At 60.9% G+C, this 16,386-nt stretch carries 14 protein-coding genes and 2 pseudogenes; 10 read left to right on the forward strand and 6 right to left on the reverse strand.

Annotation, left to right across the window (positions count from 1 at the left end):
• Window positions 1–28: 28 nt before the first annotated feature.
• Both tssK and tssJ read right to left on the reverse strand, forming a co-directional pair.
• On the reverse strand, window positions 29–1,399 hold the full coding sequence (gene tssK / locus GCT13_RS31640; RefSeq protein WP_152764884.1) for a type VI secretion system baseplate subunit TssK: 1,371 nt from the start codon (window positions 1,397–1,399) through the stop codon (window positions 29–31).
• Entirely contained in the window at window positions 1,396–1,932 is a 537-nt protein-coding gene (gene tssJ, locus GCT13_RS31645; RefSeq protein ID WP_227747105.1) for a type VI secretion system lipoprotein TssJ, read from the reverse strand. Before tssJ ends, tssK begins: the two co-directional genes overlap by 4 nt.
• A gap of 486 nt (window positions 1,933–2,418) precedes the next feature.
• Here tssJ and GCT13_RS31650 point away from each other — a divergent pair, with 486 nt between their 5' ends.
• The 4 genes and pseudogenes from GCT13_RS31650 to GCT13_RS49660 all read left to right on the forward strand — a co-directional run.
• A complete protein-coding gene (locus GCT13_RS31650; protein ID WP_193727800.1) occupies window positions 2,419–2,808 on the forward strand; it encodes a TssQ family T6SS-associated lipoprotein in 390 nt (129 codons plus the stop codon).
• Window positions 2,809–2,856: 48 nt separating this feature from the next.
• Entirely contained in the window at window positions 2,857–4,263 is a 1,407-nt protein-coding gene (gene tagH / locus GCT13_RS31655) for a type VI secretion system-associated FHA domain protein TagH (protein ID WP_152764886.1), read from the forward strand.
• Between the two features lie 12 nt (window positions 4,264–4,275).
• Window positions 4,276–5,031, forward strand: coding sequence for a PP2C family protein-serine/threonine phosphatase (locus GCT13_RS31660; protein WP_152764889.1), 756 nt, complete (start codon window positions 4,276–4,278; stop codon window positions 5,029–5,031).
• Between the two features lie 326 nt (window positions 5,032–5,357).
• Window positions 5,358–5,509 (forward strand): annotated as a pseudogene (locus GCT13_RS49660) (site-specific integrase); the annotation flags it as partial.
• A 22-nt stretch (window positions 5,510–5,531) separates the two neighbouring features.
• Here the strand turns inward: GCT13_RS49660 and GCT13_RS31675 are convergent.
• Window positions 5,532–6,545, reverse strand: a complete 1,014-nt coding sequence (locus tag GCT13_RS31675) for a substrate-binding domain-containing protein (protein WP_152764945.1) — start codon at window positions 6,543–6,545, stop codon at window positions 5,532–5,534.
• 171 nt (window positions 6,546–6,716) lie between these two features.
• On the opposite strand from GCT13_RS31675, the gene GCT13_RS31680 reads away from it, so the two are divergent.
• From GCT13_RS31680 to GCT13_RS31690, 3 genes are all read left to right on the forward strand, one after another.
• Entirely contained in the window at window positions 6,717–8,303 is a 1,587-nt protein-coding gene (locus GCT13_RS31680; protein ID WP_152764894.1) for a glycoside hydrolase family 68 protein, read from the forward strand.
• A gap of 108 nt (window positions 8,304–8,411) precedes the next feature.
• A complete protein-coding gene (locus GCT13_RS31685; protein WP_152764896.1) occupies window positions 8,412–8,663 on the forward strand; it encodes a GntR family transcriptional regulator in 252 nt (83 codons plus the stop codon).
• 29 nt (window positions 8,664–8,692) lie between these two features.
• On the forward strand, window positions 8,693–10,312 hold the full coding sequence (locus GCT13_RS31690; protein ID WP_152764898.1) for a glycoside hydrolase family 32 protein: 1,620 nt from the start codon (window positions 8,693–8,695) through the stop codon (window positions 10,310–10,312).
• A 363-nt stretch (window positions 10,313–10,675) separates the two neighbouring features.
• Here GCT13_RS31690 and GCT13_RS31695 read toward each other — a convergent pair whose 3' ends face one another.
• Both GCT13_RS31695 and GCT13_RS31700 read right to left on the reverse strand, forming a co-directional pair.
• Window positions 10,676–11,101 (reverse strand): response regulator, encoded by a 426-nt coding sequence (locus GCT13_RS31695; RefSeq protein ID WP_152764900.1) that lies wholly within the window; start codon window positions 11,099–11,101, stop codon window positions 10,676–10,678.
• Window positions 11,098–11,286: an ATP-binding protein gene (locus GCT13_RS31700; protein ID WP_152764947.1), complete on the reverse strand. Its 189-nt coding sequence runs from the start codon at window positions 11,284–11,286 to the stop codon at window positions 11,098–11,100. Before GCT13_RS31700 ends, GCT13_RS31695 begins: the two co-directional genes overlap by 4 nt.
• A gap of 69 nt (window positions 11,287–11,355) precedes the next feature.
• On the opposite strand from GCT13_RS31700, the gene GCT13_RS31705 reads away from it, so the two are divergent.
• The 3 genes and pseudogenes from GCT13_RS31705 to GCT13_RS31715 all read left to right on the forward strand — a co-directional run bounded on the left by GCT13_RS31705 (window position 11,356) and on the right by GCT13_RS31715 (window position 14,928).
• Window positions 11,356–12,051 carry an IS6 family transposase gene (locus tag GCT13_RS31705; RefSeq protein ID WP_152764949.1) on the forward strand — a complete coding sequence of 232 codons (696 nt, stop codon included), beginning with the start codon at window positions 11,356–11,358 and terminating at the stop codon, window positions 12,049–12,051.
• Between the two features lie 57 nt (window positions 12,052–12,108).
• A pseudogene (locus tag GCT13_RS31710) lies at window positions 12,109–12,339 on the forward strand (IclR family transcriptional regulator domain-containing protein); the annotation flags it as partial.
• A 630-nt stretch (window positions 12,340–12,969) separates the two neighbouring features.
• Window positions 12,970–14,928 carry an alkaline phosphatase family protein gene (locus GCT13_RS31715; protein WP_152764902.1) on the forward strand — a complete coding sequence of 653 codons (1,959 nt, stop codon included), beginning with the start codon at window positions 12,970–12,972 and terminating at the stop codon, window positions 14,926–14,928.
• Window positions 14,929–15,604: 676 nt separating this feature from the next.
• Here GCT13_RS31715 and GCT13_RS31725 read toward each other — a convergent pair.
• Window positions 15,605–15,853, reverse strand: coding sequence for a hypothetical protein (locus GCT13_RS31725; RefSeq protein WP_152764906.1), 249 nt, complete (start codon window positions 15,851–15,853; stop codon window positions 15,605–15,607).
• Window positions 15,854–16,386 lie beyond the last annotated feature (533 nt).

Raw genomic sequence — 16,386 nt, forward strand, 5'->3', positions numbered from 1 at the left:
TTCCTGTCGTGCATCTCAGCCACACCTCTCAGCCGCGAATCGCCCAGAAAGCCAGCGACAGCCCCGGGAAGTCGCCCGCCAGATGCAATGCCAATCCGCCCGAGCTGTCGAGTTGCCGCCACAGTTCGCCGCTCTTGTCGAGTTCGAAATACACATGACCCGCGTGATAAGGAATCTGCCTTGGTGCGACAGGCAGCGCGCGTACGCCGATCCCGGGCAACTGGAGTTGCACGAGATCGCGTATCCGCTCGACGGGGCCGAGCTTCACTTGCGCAGGAAAGCGCGCGTGCAGCACATCGGCGGGAATGTCCGCGTACACGGCTAGCACGAAGCCCGCATCGCGCATCAGTTCGGTGTCGGACATGATGGCGACACGCACGCCATTGCCCGCATCCTTGAGCTCGATCTCGATCGCGTTCTGCTCCAGCATCGTCGCCAGCGAGCGGCGCAGTTCCTTCATCAGGATGCCGAACGTCGTACTCAGATCGTCGTGCTGGTATGGCGGGAGAACCTGCGGACTGTGCGTGCCGGATGTAAACGTGCTCAGATCGCAGGCGAGCTTCAGCCAGTCGCGATACAGCATCTCTGGATGGATCGCCGAAGGTTGCTGCGCGTGCCAGGTCACCGCGATGTAGCGGTTGATCAGTTCGAGCAGCAGAAAGTCCGCCACTTCGCCGACTCCGGCGCGGCCGGGCTGCGCGAGGCGGCTTGCGAGCGTTTCGCCGCGCTGCATGAGCAGCCTGTGCAGTTCGCTCATGTAGCTCGCAAGCACAGGACTCGCGTGTGCGGCGAGCAGCGGAGGAATGTAGCTGTCGTCTGCGATCACGCTGCGGTCCGCGCGGCGTTCGACGACGCGCATCACACCCATAGCCTGCCAGTCCGGCGACAGCTTCGATTCCGGCATCAGGCGCAAGTGCAGCTTGCCGACCTGGATCAGCGCCGGGCCGAGTCCGATCGCGTTGACGTCCTCGACCTCGGTCTCGGTCGCGACATACCGTGACAGCGCCGACGCGCCGCTTTCTTCGAACGACACCTGGACATTGTCGCCACGCCACGTCGGCACAGCGAGAACGATCACCGCATTCGCGACGTCGCCGCCGATGTCGAGTGGTTGCGGCGCATCGCTGCCGCCGGAGAAATCGAATGGCGTGCCATCCGGCATCACGCCCGACGCGCACAACAGAACGATCTTGCCCTGCGCCAGGGCCTCCGTATCGATTTCGAGCTTGCTGAAGCCCCAGAACAGACCCTGCGCGGGCAGGCAGCGCAATTGCACGTAGCGTTCGAAGTGGCGCTCGAGCTGCTGAAAATGCTGTGGACGAAGGAACATGCCTTCGGACCAGACGACGCGGCGACGCAGCGCCGCACCTGCCCTGACAGGTGAAACACGTTCGCTCATCGCTTTGCTCCGCTTTCGTCGACGATTTGCATCCCGCCGTTGCGCACGGCAATGGAAAGCCTGATTTCGCCCGGCGACATTTGCCAGAATTTCAGCAGGTTCGTCTCTTTCGCAGCGGGCAGCGGCACGATCAGTTTCCAGCGATTGCGCTCGAGCCCACGATAGCCCGCGACCACGCCGACGCTGCGCGCATCGAGGTCGCCCGCGTAACGCATGGTGCGCGATTCGCCTGGACGCAGGATTATCCGGTCCACGCCGATCAATTCGCCCGCCAGCGTGCCTTGCGTCTTGCTCTGAAGCGAAAAATAATCGGCGCCGTCGAAACTTGCCGCCGACTTCAGTCGGAAAATCTGCAAGACGATGGGAGATGGCCTTGCAGCGCTATCAGGATTCACGTCCGGCGCGACATCGAAGGTGATGACATAGGGAACGGGCAGCTGCTTTTCGGTTGCGGCGCAACCGCCCAGCGCAACGCCTGTCAACACGATTCCCACGACGCGCCAATGCGCGTCTTTCATCGAAACTTGCGTCATCTCTTTTCGCGTTCGTGAGAACGGCATGTGCTGTTGCGCCTTTAGCATCGGCGCAACGAGAGTGGCTAACCGTGTCGGTCAGTCGAAGAAGAACCGGTGTTTACCGGCATGACGATCGCCATGCAGTGCGTTTGAATGGCCAACGAGCACCTGACGATCAAAACGGGATTCAGCGTAGTTCACAATTCCATTAAATTTCAATGTGTGGTTTACCATGATTAAAACGTTATTACTCGAATCGTTCTTCTAACTATTTTTTGTTTTTTCATGCTTTATAGGATTTGTAAAAAATCAGATCCAGCGCTGTTTATAGTGGATTAAATCTACTAATCGATTAATAAACCAAACAACGAATTGCGTTCTATAGTTCATTGAGCCGCACGACAGATGCGCCCTGAATAAAATCATTGACGGCAGGCTTTAAACCTGTCCGTTCCCACATGAAAATTCTGCTGATATTCAATTGGAATGCTGAAAAAACGCCCGATGCCAATCATTGAACCCGTGCTCGTTGCACTGCTTGTCGCGACACTCGCCGGATGTTCGATGTTTTCACCGCAACAGCGCGCGGCCGACGAAACCGTGCAGAACGCGCGCAGCGCCTACGCCGCCGGCGAGTACTCGCGCACGATCCAGTTGCTCAGTCACGCAAGCGAGATCGATCGGGCGAACCGCTCGACGCAGATCGAAGCACACAAGCTGATGGCGTTCAGCTACTGCGTCACGAATCGCGTATCGGCGTGCCGCGCCGAATTCCGGAAGATCCTCGACATCGATCCGGATTTCGAACTATCCGCCGCGGAGCGCGGACATCCGATCTGGGGCCCTGCATTCGAGGCAGCGCGCCGCCAACGCGCCGCGGCGTCTTCGTCATAGCATCCCGATGCGCGCCAGGGCATCGCACCATCGCGTCAGGCACCCACCATGCAATTGACCGTCATCGAACATGCAGGCCGGCCCGTACAACACGGCGTAACGGCCATATTTCATCCACCCGGTGGAACAATCGGCCGCAACGTCGACAATCATCTCGTGCTGCCCGACGAGACACGGCAAATCTCGCGGTTGCAGGCGCTGCTGCAGATCGACAGGGCACGCTGCGTACTGAAGAATCTCAGCAGCGTGTCCGTGATCGAGGTCAACAGCACGCCGCTGGCGTGCGCGGAAGAACGTGCGATCGAACCGGGTGATGCGATCCGGATCGGTTCGTACATGCTGCGGGCTGTCGACGATCGCGCGAGCAGCAGCGACGCGCCGCAAGATTCTCAGGCCACTCCCGATCATCCTGTGCAGGACGACTTCTGGCAGTCGCTCGAATCGCGCTATGGCAACGGCGGCAACGGCATAGCGGCCGGACATCAATCAGGTGTGCGCGAGCGGCAAGCGCCATCCCAACCTCATGCGAGCAACTTCTACGACGACTTGCGACAGGTGCCGGCCGATCCCCTAGCGCTGTTCGGGCCGTTAGCGGACAGCCCGCACGACGCGATGCTCCGTGGCTCGCAGAGCAACTTGCCCGAGTCCGCGGCACCGCTGTCGCCCGCGGCATCCGGTACGAGCGGTCGACGTTTCGATGCGCCATATGCTGCCTCGGATCATGCTGGAGGTTGGGCACAATCGATGCGCGCACGTCCCGTCGCTACGGCCGCCGCAAGCCCAATCCAGGCAGCCGACGAAGCCCCGCTGAAGGGAACCGGCACTCACAAGATGGCCGCAACAAAGCGCACTGACGTATCGGCCGAAGCGTTGTTAGCGGCGTTTCTGCAAGGCGCTGGCCTCGACACGGCGAGCGACCAGTGGACGGCGGAGCAGTTGCATACAGCAGGACAGTTGCTCGCGCTCTTCGCCAACGGCACGGTGAAGCTGCTGTCATCACGCAGCATTCTGAAGCGCGAAGTGAAGGCCGACATGACCGTTCTTCTCGACCGCGAAAACAATCCGCTCAAGTTGCTGCCCGATGGCAGCGCCGTGCTCCGGCAGATGTTCGGCCTGCCGTTTCCCGGATTCATGTCGCCGAAGGGCGCCGTCAGCGATGCATTCGACGATCTTCACGCGCATCAGATAGCGATGGTCGCCGGGATGCGCGCGGCGCTCACGGAGCTGCTCAAGCGCTTCGCACCCGAACGACTCGAACAGCGCACACCTGTCGAGCGTTTGCTGGACCGTTTCATACCGGCATGGCGCAAGGCCCAGTTGTGGAACGCTTATTCGAAACTGCACCACGATACGCTGCTTGCTGTCGAGGACGATTTCAGCGCAGTGTTCGGCAGCGCGTTTCTCGCGGCTTACGACGCAGAGGTCGCGCAATATCGCAAAAGCGGCCGTGGTTGAAGCGCCGAGTACATGGACATTTCATACGCGTACTTTTCGGACCTGGGAGGCCGCTCGCATAATCAGGACGCCGTCGGCTGCGTGGTGGCCGATGACCACGCCTGTTTTGTCGTGAGCGACGGCATCGCCAGTGAGCCGGGTGGCGACGTGGCCGCGCAGTATGCAGTGAAGCACATCCTTGCACATGGCGGCGCGCGTGCAATGGCGACATCCCACATACTCGCCTGCATCGAAGATGCAAACGATGCGATTCTCGCAGAGCAGGCACGCAATCCAGACAACAGGAGGATGGGTGCGACGGTGGCGGCGCTGTTCATCGATCGGGATGCTCGCGCCGCGCAGTGGGCGCATCTCGGCGACAGCCGCGTCTATCACTTTCGTCACGGCTCGCTGATGCAGCGAACCCGTGACCACAGCCTGTTGCAACGGATGACGGATGCAGGTCTACCCGTCAATGGCATCAGCGCGAGTCTTCTTGATTCAGCGCTCGGCATTCGAGGGGATGTCGCGCCATGTATCGCTCCTCGACAGCCGCTAGAGGACGGCGATGTCTTCCTGCTGTGCACGGATGGACTGTGGCACGCGATGCCGGATGCACTGCTCGAGGGACATCTGCGTGTTGTCGATAACGTAGACGACTGGTTGAACCTGCTACGGCACGCAGTATCGCAACAGCACGGCGCCGATGCACCGGCGGACAATTGTTCAGCAGTTGCCGTCTGGGCAGGTCGACCGGAAGAAGTCACTCTGCTGCGTTTCCAGGCATAGAGCGTCCGATATTCACGTTGTTGTCAAAGGCCTCACGGGCGTTATGCCAAGCGGGTACGCCCTCCGAACCCCACTTCTTCTCCCCGGCACGGCATTGTCATCAAGAAAATGTCGGCATTACGGACGCCGGAATTATGCGTGGTTTGTCGTTGGGGGATCGGGGTGTACAGAGGGCTCTCTCCTTCGCGATCAGGTCTGCCTCTATGTACATGTGAGTGATCGCTGGGTTCGCGTGACCCAGCCACAGCGCGATGACCGTGAGGTCATCGCCCGCCTGAAGCCCATGCATGGCGGCCGTGTGCCTCCCGTCTCGTCCATGAGACAGGCGGCACACGCAGGCGCCCGACGCGCTGGGCCGCGGCGCGGAACTGACCTCCGTTCGCGACAATCGTCGCCATGTATCCATTCGACAACCTCGATCTATCTCCACAGCGACGAGGTCAAGCGGGCGCTGCCGATGGGTGATACTTTTACGTAATGCCACCGATTCCGGGTGAGCGTCAATGCATCGGGCCGTCCGTATCGCCCGGCTCGATGCGAGGCAACGCAAGCCGATGCGCACAACGGTCCCGATCCGCGATCGCGTTCAGCATCAGTTCGGCAATGGCTTTGCCGGATGCGTGGCCAGTCGGCTGCGTAACGGCCGTCACTGCGTACGGATGCGAGACGTCGGAGGGCACGCCGTCATAAACGATCAGTGAAACGTCGCGGCCGGGCTTGCGACCACTGTCGATAATCGCCCGAAATGTGCCCGCGCCTGCGAGGTTGTTGTCCACGAGCACCGCAGTCGGCGGTTCGGCGAGGTTCAGTAGCGCGGTGGCTGCATCATGACCGCCCGCGCCGTCGAACGTACTTTCGACCATCAGTTCAGGTAGCGGAGCGAGGCCCGCGTCGCGCAGTGCGCTCACAAAGCCTTCACGGCGCTGGGCCGCGAAGGTCATCGCGAGCGGCGCGCTGATCAGCGCGATCCTGCGATGACCGAAGTCGATCAGCCGCTGTGTGGCAGCCCGCGCGCCCGCTTCGTTGTCGAAGTCGAACCACCAATAGGGCTGCTCGGCATTCGTGCGGCCGTAAGCAACGAATGGAAAATTCCGCTCCTGGAGAAGCGCGACGCGTCTGTCGTCCATCCGCGTGCGCGCGACGATCAGGCCGTCGACCGAGCGTCCTTCAACGAGGCGCCGGTACGTCTCGAGTTCCGCATTCGGCCGCGCGGACGCGATGATCAGATCCATGTCACGCTCGCCGAGCGCCTCGGTAATGCCTGCGACGACCTCGCAAAAACGCGGATCGCCCAGATCGCTCGCGCCAAACGGATACACGATGCCAATCGCGTCGGCGCGCCCAGTGGCCAATCTGCGCGCAGTCGGATCGGCGTGATAGCCGAGCGCTCGCGCCGCCTCGGCCACCCGCTGCCGGGTCGCCTCGCTCACGTCGTCATAGCCGTTCAGCGCCCGGCTGACGGTCGTCCTCGACAGGCCCAGCGCGCTCGCCAGCGCCTTCAGATTCGTTTTCAACTCTTCCACCCCACGATTTCGTCGCGCCCCGTCACCACACTCGTGTGACGAAATGATGGGCAAGCACGCTCATTGTACTTCTTTTTCATTCCGTTTTGACTTCCAAATCGGTTTGACTTACTATCCGAACCGGTTTGGAAGTCAACTTCGCCCCACTCAAAGGACGTCACGATGAATGCTGCCCACTCCCCCTCGCGTATCCATTCCCACCACTCGCGCGTGCGCATGCGCCTCCTCTCGGGAGCCCTGCTGTCGGCCGTTGCGACGGGCACGCTCGCCCAGACTGCGGGATTCCCTGCTCCGACGCCCCATTCGCAGCAGGCCTACGACCCCGAGAGCAGTTTCACGATGCGCTGGACGCGCGCCGACATCCGCCAGATCAAGGCGCAGTCGCATGCCGCGACGGCTGCGGACAAGAACTCGCTGCCGACCGCGTTGACCATGCCGGACATTCCGCAGGATTTCCCGCTGATCAACCCGAACGTGTGGGTATGGGACACGTGGCCGCTCGCCGATATGCAAGCAAACCAGATGGCGTACAAGGGCTGGGAGGTGATCTTCTCGCTGACGGCCGACCCGCATGCCGGCTACACGTTCGACGATCGTCACGTGCATGCTCGCATCGGCTTCTTCTATCGTCGCGCTGGCGTGCCGGCGTCGCAGCGCCCGGCGAACGGCGGCTGGACCTGGGGTGGCCATCTGTTCCCCGATGGCTCGAGCGCGAAGGTCTTCGGCACGGCGCCCATGACGAACAACGCCGAATGGTCCGGTTCGGCGCGCCTGATCAACGGCAACCAGGTGAGCCTCTACTACACCGCGTTGTCCTTCAATCGCTCGGCACCAGGCGGATCGGACATCACACCGCCCATCGCCATCATCACGCGGACAGACGGCCAGATTCATGCCGACGACAGCCACGTATGGTTCACCGGCTTCAACGATCATCAGGCGCTGTTGCAAGCGGACGGGACGATGTATCAGACAGGTCAGCAAAACAACTACTACTCGTTCCGCGACCCGTTCGTATTCACGGACCCCGCGCATCCCGGCAAGACCTATATGGTGTTCGAAGGCAACACGGGCGGCCCACGCGGCGCGCGCACCTGTACGGAAGCCGATCTTGGCTATGCGCCGAATGACCCGTACCGCGAGGACCTGAACACGGTGATGAACGAAGGCGCGGTCTACCAGAAGGCCAACGTGGGTCTTGCTGTCGCGACTGACAATCAGCTCACGCAATGGAAATTCCTGCCGCCGATTCTGTCGGCCAACTGTGGCGACGATCAGACGGAGCGCCCGCAGATCTACATGAAGGACGGCAAGTACTATCTGTTCACGATCAGCCACCGTGCGACGATGGCGGCTGGCGTCGATGGGCCGGATGGTGTGTACGGCTTCGTCGGCAACGGCATTCGCAGCGACTTCCTGCCGATGAACAAGGGCAGCGGTCTCGTGCTCGGCAATCCGACCGATTTCGATGCGCCCGTCGGTGCACCGTATGCCGAAGATCCGAATCAGAATCCACGCACATTCCAGTCGTACTCGCACTATGTGATGCCGGGTGGTCTCGTCGAGTCGTTCATCGATGCAATCGGCACGCGGCGCGGCGGCACGCTCGCACCGACCGCCAAGATCAACATCAACGCTGATACGACGGCTGTGGATCACACATACGGCAACGGCGGCCTGGGCGGCTATGGCGACATCCCCGCGAACCAGTCGGCACCGGGCAATGGCAACGGCCAGGGCAACCCGTAATCCTCCCGGCGAAGCTTGCAGCGCTCGCCCGTGCAAGCTTCGCTAATGTCGGACTGCGCGCACCGTGCTGACGGCGCGCGCAGTGACTCTACCCGAGCGAGTGCCGCCATGAAGTTCTGGATTCCCGAATTGACCTCCTGCAAGCGCCCCGTGTATCTGGCGGTAGTCCACGAGATCGAAGCCGCGATCGACGCCGGCACGTTACGGCCCGGCGACGCCTTGCTACCGCAACGTCTACTCGCCGATTTTCTTGGCCTGCACGTCAACACGGTTAACCGGGCGTTACGCGAAGCCGCGCGCCGCGGCCTGACTGCCGGCTATCGTCGTTTCGGCACGGTGGTGCGAGGACCCTCCGGATAAGGGCGCCTTCCCATGAGGAAAGAAGTTCAATGTACGACTCACAAGATCGTTTCTTCGTCAGGCCGCGCGCGCTGTCGTCGTGGTTCTTTACCGTGCTGGCCGTGACCGCTACAGCATGCGTTCCCCTGTCATCGTCGCTTGCGGCGAGCCCGATCGATACGCCGCAGTGGCGCTCTGCGCTTCACTACACGCCGCAGCGCAACTGGATGAACGACCCCAACGGCCTCGTCTACTACAAAGGCCTGTATCACCTGTTCTACCAGTACAACCCGCATGGCAACTTCTGGGGTGACATGTCGTGGGGACACGCGACGAGCCGCGACCTGATCCATTGGGATGAGCAAGCCGTCGCGATGCGCGCGAACCCTAGCGAGGAAGTGTTCTCGGGCTCGGTCGTCGTCGATACGCGCAACACGTCGGGGCTCGGCACCGTGAAGACGCCGCCGCTCGTTGCGCTTTACACGAGCGTGTACAACGCCGGCTCCGGGCACGAACCAGGCGTTCAGGCGCAGTCGCTCGCCTACAGCATCGACGATGGCACGACCTGGCAGCAGTACGCGCACAACCCGGTGTTGACCTTGAATCCCGAGTCGAGCCATTTTCGTGATCCGAAGGTCTCCTGGTACGCACCGGGCGGATACTGGCTGATGACCGCCGTGGTCGCCGATGCGCATGTTGTCAAACTCTACCGGTCGGACAACCTGGTCGACTGGACGTTCCTGAGCGACTTCACGCTGCCCGATGTGCCGCATCGAGGCGCACTTTGGGAAATGCCCGACCTGTTTGCGCTGCCGCTCGATGGCGATCCGGCGCGCCGGAAGTGGGTGATGATTGTCAACGTGAACCCGTGGTCGATTGCGGGGGGATCGGGCGCAATGTATTTTGTCGGGCAGTTCGACGGCACACATTTCGTCCCCGACGATGTCGCGCCGGCCGGTTCCGATCCCGCGCGGTATCAGTGGCTCGATCATGGTGCGGACTACTATGCGGCTGGGACGTTCTCCAATGCGCCAGCCGGCAAGGCTGTGACGATCGGCTGGATGAACAACTGGGACTATGCCAGCCACGTGCCGACCTCGCCATGGAAGGGAGCGATGGCATTGCCGCGCGAACTCGCACTGAAAACGATCGACGGCAGGCCGCAGCTAACGTCCGTGCCATCGTCATCGTATGAGTCGCTGGTGAAGCGGCTTCCTCCAACACGCATCGAGGCATTTGAAGTGTCGTCGGCAACGCGCGATCTTGCACTGTCGGCGCGTGGTGCCGTGCAGAACATCGAGCTGACCATCCGGCCTGGCACTGCGCAGCGCGCCGGGATGATCGTGCGAGCTTCGGCGAGCGGCGACACGGGCACGCGAATCTTCTACGATGTGCGCAGCCAGACGCTGACCGTGGACCGGTCGCATTCGGGCAACACGTGGTTTTCGGGGGCATTCAGCAAAGCGCACGTCGTCGATCTGCCGTTGCACGACGGCGGGCTTCACCTGCAGGTAGTGATCGACCGGAATTCGGTCGAGGTGTTTGCCGATCACGGTCGAATGGCGATTACAGACCTGATCTTTCCGGCACTCGACGACGACCGTGTCCGCGTTTTCGCGGAAGGCGGCGACGCGACGTTCAGCGACATAGCGATAACGAGCCCGCGCTAACGTTTCGTGCAAACTGCTGGCGGCAGTGTCCTGAACCGGAAACAAATGAAGAGCAGAAGGTTATTCGCCGCCGGCCGTTTACCGGCTATCTGCGAAAGGCAGTTTGCGGGGTTATGTCAGGCCATTCACCTGGCGATCGCGTCGATACCCCTGCTCTCCCGCGAGGAACGGCCTTGCCCACCGGGCGTTTGTGATCGGAAAACGCCTCTTCAAACAGCTTGATATCGCAGCGATGCACGCTCGGATGACCACATCGATGCACCACGCGGCCATCATCCTCGGGGTTGCGATGCCGCGAAGCAGTCGCCGCTGGACTCCACACCGCGGTTGAACCCACAAGCATGCCATCGCATCGAGCCGACTTCAGGGCGGCTCGTTCGTGGCAAGCCAGTAGAGGCCGAGGCGCGCGAGGGTCTGCGCGAATTCGCCGAAATCGAGCGGCTTGTTGACAAAACTGTTGGCGCCACCCTCGCAGCTGCCGAGCCGGTCGCGCTCGTCGTCCGATGAGGTGAGGATCACCGCGGGCAGCAGCCGGGTGCGCGGATCGGCACGCAGCCGCTGCAGCACCTGCAATCCGTTGAGCCGCGGCAACCCGATGTCAAGCAGCATCACGGCGGGCAGATCGAGATCGCTTCTGCCGGCGAACTCGCCCTCGCGAAAAAGGTAGTCGAGCGCCTGTTGACCGTCCCGCATCACCTCGACAGGGTTGATCAGATTCGCTTTGCGCAACGCGCGCAACAGCAGCATTTCGTCGTGCGGGTTGTCTTCCACCAGCAACAGGGACTTCATGGCTCCTCCTGTGTGCCGGCGGGCACGCCAGGCAGCGTAAAGGCAAAAGTGGTCCGCTCACCGGGGTGCGAGGCGGCACGGATTTCGCCGCCATGACGATGGATGATGCGATGCACCGTGGACAGGCCGATACCAATGCCTGGGAACTCTTCCCGACGATGCAGCCGCTGAAACGGCTTGAACAGCTTGTCGGGCTTTGTCGCAGTAAGCGTCGGGTATCATGTGCCATGACAATTCGAACGGTCGGACGCTCGATGACGACTCTGAATCCAACCTTGGCACGGGTGCTCAAGCGTTTGCACTATCCGCTCGATGTGATCCCGACGTGTGTCTGCTGGTACGTGGCGTATCCGCTGAGCCTTCGACACCTGGAAGAGATGATGGCGGAGCGCGGAATCCCGGTCGACCATTCAACCGTGCACCGCTGGGCCATCAAGGTGTTGCCGGTTCTGGAGAAGGCGTTTCGCCGCAACAAGCGAACCGTCGGCCGGAGCTGGCGAATGGATGAAACGTATATCAAGGTCCGCGGCCAGTGGAAGTATTTGTACCGCGCAGTCGACAAGGAGGGCAACACCGTGGATTTCCTGCTGCGTGCCCATCGTGACAAGGCTGCGGCACGGCGCTATTTCGAAAAGGCCATCGACCAGAACGGCGAGCCCGAGACGGTGACAATTGATAAAAGCGGTGCGAACCTGGCCGCGCTGGATGCTCTCAACGCGGCGCGGGAAACCCCGATCAAGATTCGCCAGAACAAGTATCTGAATAATGTTGTCGAGCAAGACCACCGGGCGATCAAGCGACGCACTCGGCCCATGCTCGGCTTCAAGGATTTTTGTTGTGCCCGCATTCTGTTGAGCGGCATTGACATGCACATGATCGCCAAGGGCCAAATGGAAGACCGTGGCGTCGGATACACTCGTGCCGAGCAGTTTTACTCGCTGGCAGCATAAGTAATCCTACTTATACTGCCGTTTGTTCCCCATCTTGCCCTTACCGCGACAAAACCAGGTATGGCTGGTGTCGCTGTGCCGATCATTGACCGGGCAGGTTGCGCGGTGGCGGCGCTGAGCGTCGGCACGCTGTCGGCGCGCCTGGGTGAGGACCGGTTGCCGATGGTCGTCGAATTGCTGAGACGGCAAGCGGAACTCATCGGCCCGCAGCTGAATCCGTTCGACATTGCCATGCGGCGTCCGACTTATGGGCTCACACGCACCATGGCTAAGGAACCGATTGCGTGATGCACGGTCCGTCAGGCCGGACAGGCTGCAACGAAGCGCATATGCCGTCCCGTAAGGTGAAGCGGCGTACGCTGTTCCTTGCGATCACCTTCTTGATCAGTCACGCCGTCTTGTCTCGCGCAACCTTTTCGGAGTTTGGCAAGGCGCTGTGCGTACTCTCGCCCCAATAGCCGTTGCCAATCCTCGCACAAGCATCATCGAATCTCGCCCATGCGCCCGCGACAAGACCAGTTGCTGAATCTCATGTTTTTGGTCAATCGTCCGGAATAAACGCCCTGACGTACATTCGAAAATCGAAATCTGCAACGTCAAAAAAAGACCAGTGAAAGTATGAGGCTGGTTTCTGCTGAAGCAACCCTATAAAGGCAATGAAATAGTGCGCTCGCGGCCTATGCAAGCGCAGCACTCTCTTCGATCCATCGTCGCGAGTCAATTATGCGATATGAGTCGCAGAAGGCAATACGTCAGCGAATCCACACGCGATCGATTTTTTTTTGCCTTTTTTACTGTTATTGCCGCCCCATAATTTCTTCCCGTTGTAACGCTTTGCAAGAGAGAGGCAGCGTTTTGACGCGAGGCTGCCCGTCATTTCCACACGCCACATTACCGCTTGCTCATCCGGGCAACGTCATGGAGGCATTCGTGAAGAAAATCGTCAATGTAACCAGTACATCAGCATTTAAAGGCGGCCTGCTTTGCGGCACTCTTTCCATTGCGCTGGCCGCAGCCATCTGGCCAGCTCTTGCACAAAGCCAGCAGCAGGCTGTGGCAGTGAACACTGCGTCGCCGATCAAGCATGTCATCGTGGTTGTCGGCGAGAACCGCACGTTCGATCACCTGTTCGGCGCTTACACCCCGCGCCGGGGGCAGACGATTTCGAACCTGCTGTCGAAAGGCATCATCACGGCCGATGGCCTCCCGGGCCCGAACTTCGCACTGGCCGCGCAATACACGGCCAATGCTACGGACCCGAAGCGCTTCGAGATGGCGCCGGGCGGCAAGCAGCCATATACCGTCCTGCCTGCACCGAATACCGGTAGTACGGCAAGCGCGCCGAGCGATACCAGTCCACCGCCGTTTGCCACGCTCGCCGCGGCGCAGGCCGCCGAGGGCGCAACGATGGAGCCGTGGGATGTCGTGCACCTGACCACTGGCGCGAGCGGCTTGGCGCATCATAGCGTCGATACGCGTTTCGGCTCGAACACGTACAACCTGCCGAGCGGACCGTATCAGATCTCGCGCGTCGGTCCCGACTATGACCAGTACATCAACAGCCCGGTGCACCGCTTCTACCAGAACTGGCAACAGGCCGATTGCAATATCGATCAAGCCACGCTCGATAATCCGAGCGGCTGCCAGATGGATCTGTTCGCGTGGGTGGAGACGTCGGTGGGCGCTGGTTCGAACGGCAAGCCGCGGCCCGCGAACTTCAACGACGAGACGACTGGCGAAGGAGCGACCGCGCTCGGCTATTACAACGTGAATACCGGCGACATGCCGTACTTCACGCATCTCGCGCGCCAGTTCACGATCAGCGACAACTATCACCAGCCGGTGATGGGCGGCACGGGCGCGAACAGCATCATGATCGGCACCGGCGACGCGCTCTACTACACGGACGGCGACGGCAATGCCGCAAAGCCGCCGGCGGATCAGATCGAAAATCCGCTGCCGCAGGCGAACACCAACAACTGGTACACGCAGGACGGCTATTCGGGCGGCTCGTACAGCAACTGCTCGGACAGCCATCAGCCCGGCGTCGGCGCGCTGCGCCACTACCTGGCCCGCCTGCCGTACAAGCCGGAAGCGAAGTGCGCGCCGAACACGTATTACCTGCTGAACAACTACAACCCCGGCTATAACGGCGACGGCACGGTCAATACAAGTCCGTTCACGATTCCGCCATCACCCGTGCGGACGATCGCCGATACGCTGATCGAAAAGAACATCTCGTGGAAGTACTATGGCGAAGGCTGGAATACGTTCGTGAAGTCGCCGGCCACGAGTGTCTACTGCAATATCTGCAACCCGTTCCTGTATGAAACCGCGATCATGACGAACCCCGCGCTCGTCAATGCGCACCTGCAGGATGCGACCGATCTGTACGCGGATATTGCCAACGGTACGCTGCCAGCGGTGTCGTTCGTGAAGCCGGGTGGTCTGCTCGACGGGCACCCCGAGTCGTCGAAGTTCGGGCTCTTTGAATCGTTCGTCCACAAGCTGGTCGATAAGGTGCAGCGCGACCCGAGCCTGTGGGCTTCGACGGCGATCCTGGTCACGACGGATGAAGGCGGCGGCTACTACGACTCGGGCTACATCCAGCCGCTCGATTTCTTCGGCGACGGCCCGCGCATTCCGATGATCGTCGTATCGCCATACTCGCGTGGTGGCCGCGTCGTGCACCAGTACGCAGATCACGTGTCGATCCTGAAGTTCATCGAACGCAACTGGCATCTGAAGCCGGTCACGCAGAGAAGCCGCGACAATCTGCCAAATCCGATCCAGCTGCAGACGCATCCCTATGTGCCCGTCAACGCACCCGCAATTGGCGATCTGTTCGACGCATTCAATTTTCCGCGCACGCAGTAATGATGTGAGATGGAGGGCAGGCCCAACCGGCTCCGCTGATCCGAAGGCGTGCCGTATTTGCGACTGCCCTTTCATCGGAAGACACACGCATTCTGGTCGAATAGCAGCGGTGGATTACTGCGTCGTCGCTACCGGGCGCGCAAATCCGAAGGGGCGCTACTGCCAGCGGACTGGCATGGCAGCGCCCCGTTTCAGAGAACGACATTCACCGGCTGCGGGTCGCTTCTCCCGAAACGCGCGAAAAACTGACACGCAGAACGTGCGTTCTGTCACGGCTTCGCCCAGATCTGCTTCCAGCACATGAGAAAGGTACCGCGGGAGTCTCTCGACACGGTGCCATCGATTGCACACTTGCTTCCCGCCACAGCGGGACCGTATTTCGCAACCTGTCGATCCGCATCCGCAAGTACAGCGGTTGGCACTCTGCCCAGGATAAAACCATCTCTTCCAAAGATTGACACGCCGAGAAGAAGACCTGTGCCACATAAAAGAACGACGGCTGGAACTCTGAGCCTCGATGGCCATCTGGCAAATCCGAGCTTGATGGTGGAAGGCATTCGATTTCTCTTTCAAAATGCGGTGCCGCTGAAAACACTCGCCGGCGCTCGTCGTACCTGCGCGCAATCGACGTGCGGGTCACAGCGACCGCTCGCGTGGCCAGAACCCTCGCTGCCCGTCAGCACACGGCTTCCAGACTGCTAACGGGCTCGTCATCGGATGCTGTGGCAAAGCGCTCCGCCGGCGTGTTCCGTAGCAGATCGAGGAGCGTATCCAATCGCTGTCCGTCCGACGCCGATATTCCACGCTCCTTCAGCAGATTTTCGATCTGCGCGATCCAGTAATCGCGACGGACAAGTCGGGGGTATGAGGTCAGGGCGCTGACGGCCTTTGCCAGTTGTCCAATCTCCGTCTTCATGGTGTTCACATTCCCCTCCTTCGGACTTCTGAAGCGATGAATGTATGCCGGCTCCGACGCTTCCGCCTGCGGTTGGCGTGGACCGTCCGCCCGTCGAATCGTACGCGGGTGCCACACGAAACATCCCGATGCACAGCGCCCCCACGATCCGTCCGGTGGATCGTTGGGAACGGCGATTGAGGTTGCCCGGATGCTGTTTGGGCTGGCGAAAAGCGATCGCTACCGTTCGTGCGCAAACGTTATCGCTCGCACCTTCGACTCGTTCCATCTGATCCTGAAGCGGGTAACGGCAGAATTCCGTCGCAGCCATATTGGGAAAAACACCTGGTCGGCAACGGAACGGTACCGTCGTCGGGAGGAAGCGGCTTTGTGCCAGCCTTCCTTCCCTCCTCTGACCAACGCTGCGCGCTTCGGCGGATCGCGCCCGACGGCCCTAAAAATTCCGTCCGCCTTCCCACACCCGATCCTGCTTCTAGCGACTACATTTATGTTGTAGGAAGACGATCTTGCGCATGGAGCCGCCCTGCCTCCCAATTGCAGTC

This window comes from Paraburkholderia franconis (assembly GCF_009362735.1).
Taxonomy (GTDB): domain Bacteria; phylum Pseudomonadota; class Gammaproteobacteria; order Burkholderiales; family Burkholderiaceae; genus Paraburkholderia; species Paraburkholderia franconis.

Bases quoted from the DNA above. Each gene is read 5' to 3' on its own strand.
- tssK (WP_152764884.1), bottom strand. From the start codon at position 1,399: ATGAGCGAACGTGTTTCACCTGTCAGGGCAGGTGCGGCGCTGCGTCGC.
- tssJ (WP_227747105.1), bottom strand. From the start codon at position 1,932: ATGACGCAAGTTTCGATGAAAGACGCGCATTGGCGCGTCGTGGGAATC.
- GCT13_RS31650 (WP_193727800.1), top strand. From the start codon at position 2,419: ATGCCAATCATTGAACCCGTGCTCGTTGCACTGCTTGTCGCGACACTC.
- tagH (WP_152764886.1), top strand. From the start codon at position 2,857: ATGCAATTGACCGTCATCGAACATGCAGGCCGGCCCGTACAACACGGC.
- GCT13_RS31660 (WP_152764889.1), top strand. From the start codon at position 4,276: ATGGACATTTCATACGCGTACTTTTCGGACCTGGGAGGCCGCTCGCAT.
- GCT13_RS31680 (WP_152764894.1), top strand. From the start codon at position 6,717: ATGAATGCTGCCCACTCCCCCTCGCGTATCCATTCCCACCACTCGCGC.
- GCT13_RS31685 (WP_152764896.1), top strand. From the start codon at position 8,412: ATGAAGTTCTGGATTCCCGAATTGACCTCCTGCAAGCGCCCCGTGTAT.
- GCT13_RS31690 (WP_152764898.1), top strand. From the start codon at position 8,693: ATGTACGACTCACAAGATCGTTTCTTCGTCAGGCCGCGCGCGCTGTCG.
- GCT13_RS31695 (WP_152764900.1), bottom strand. From the start codon at position 11,101: ATGAAGTCCCTGTTGCTGGTGGAAGACAACCCGCACGACGAAATGCTG.
- GCT13_RS31705 (WP_152764949.1), top strand. From the start codon at position 11,356: ATGACGACTCTGAATCCAACCTTGGCACGGGTGCTCAAGCGTTTGCAC.
- GCT13_RS31715 (WP_152764902.1), top strand. From the start codon at position 12,970: ATGGAGGCATTCGTGAAGAAAATCGTCAATGTAACCAGTACATCAGCA.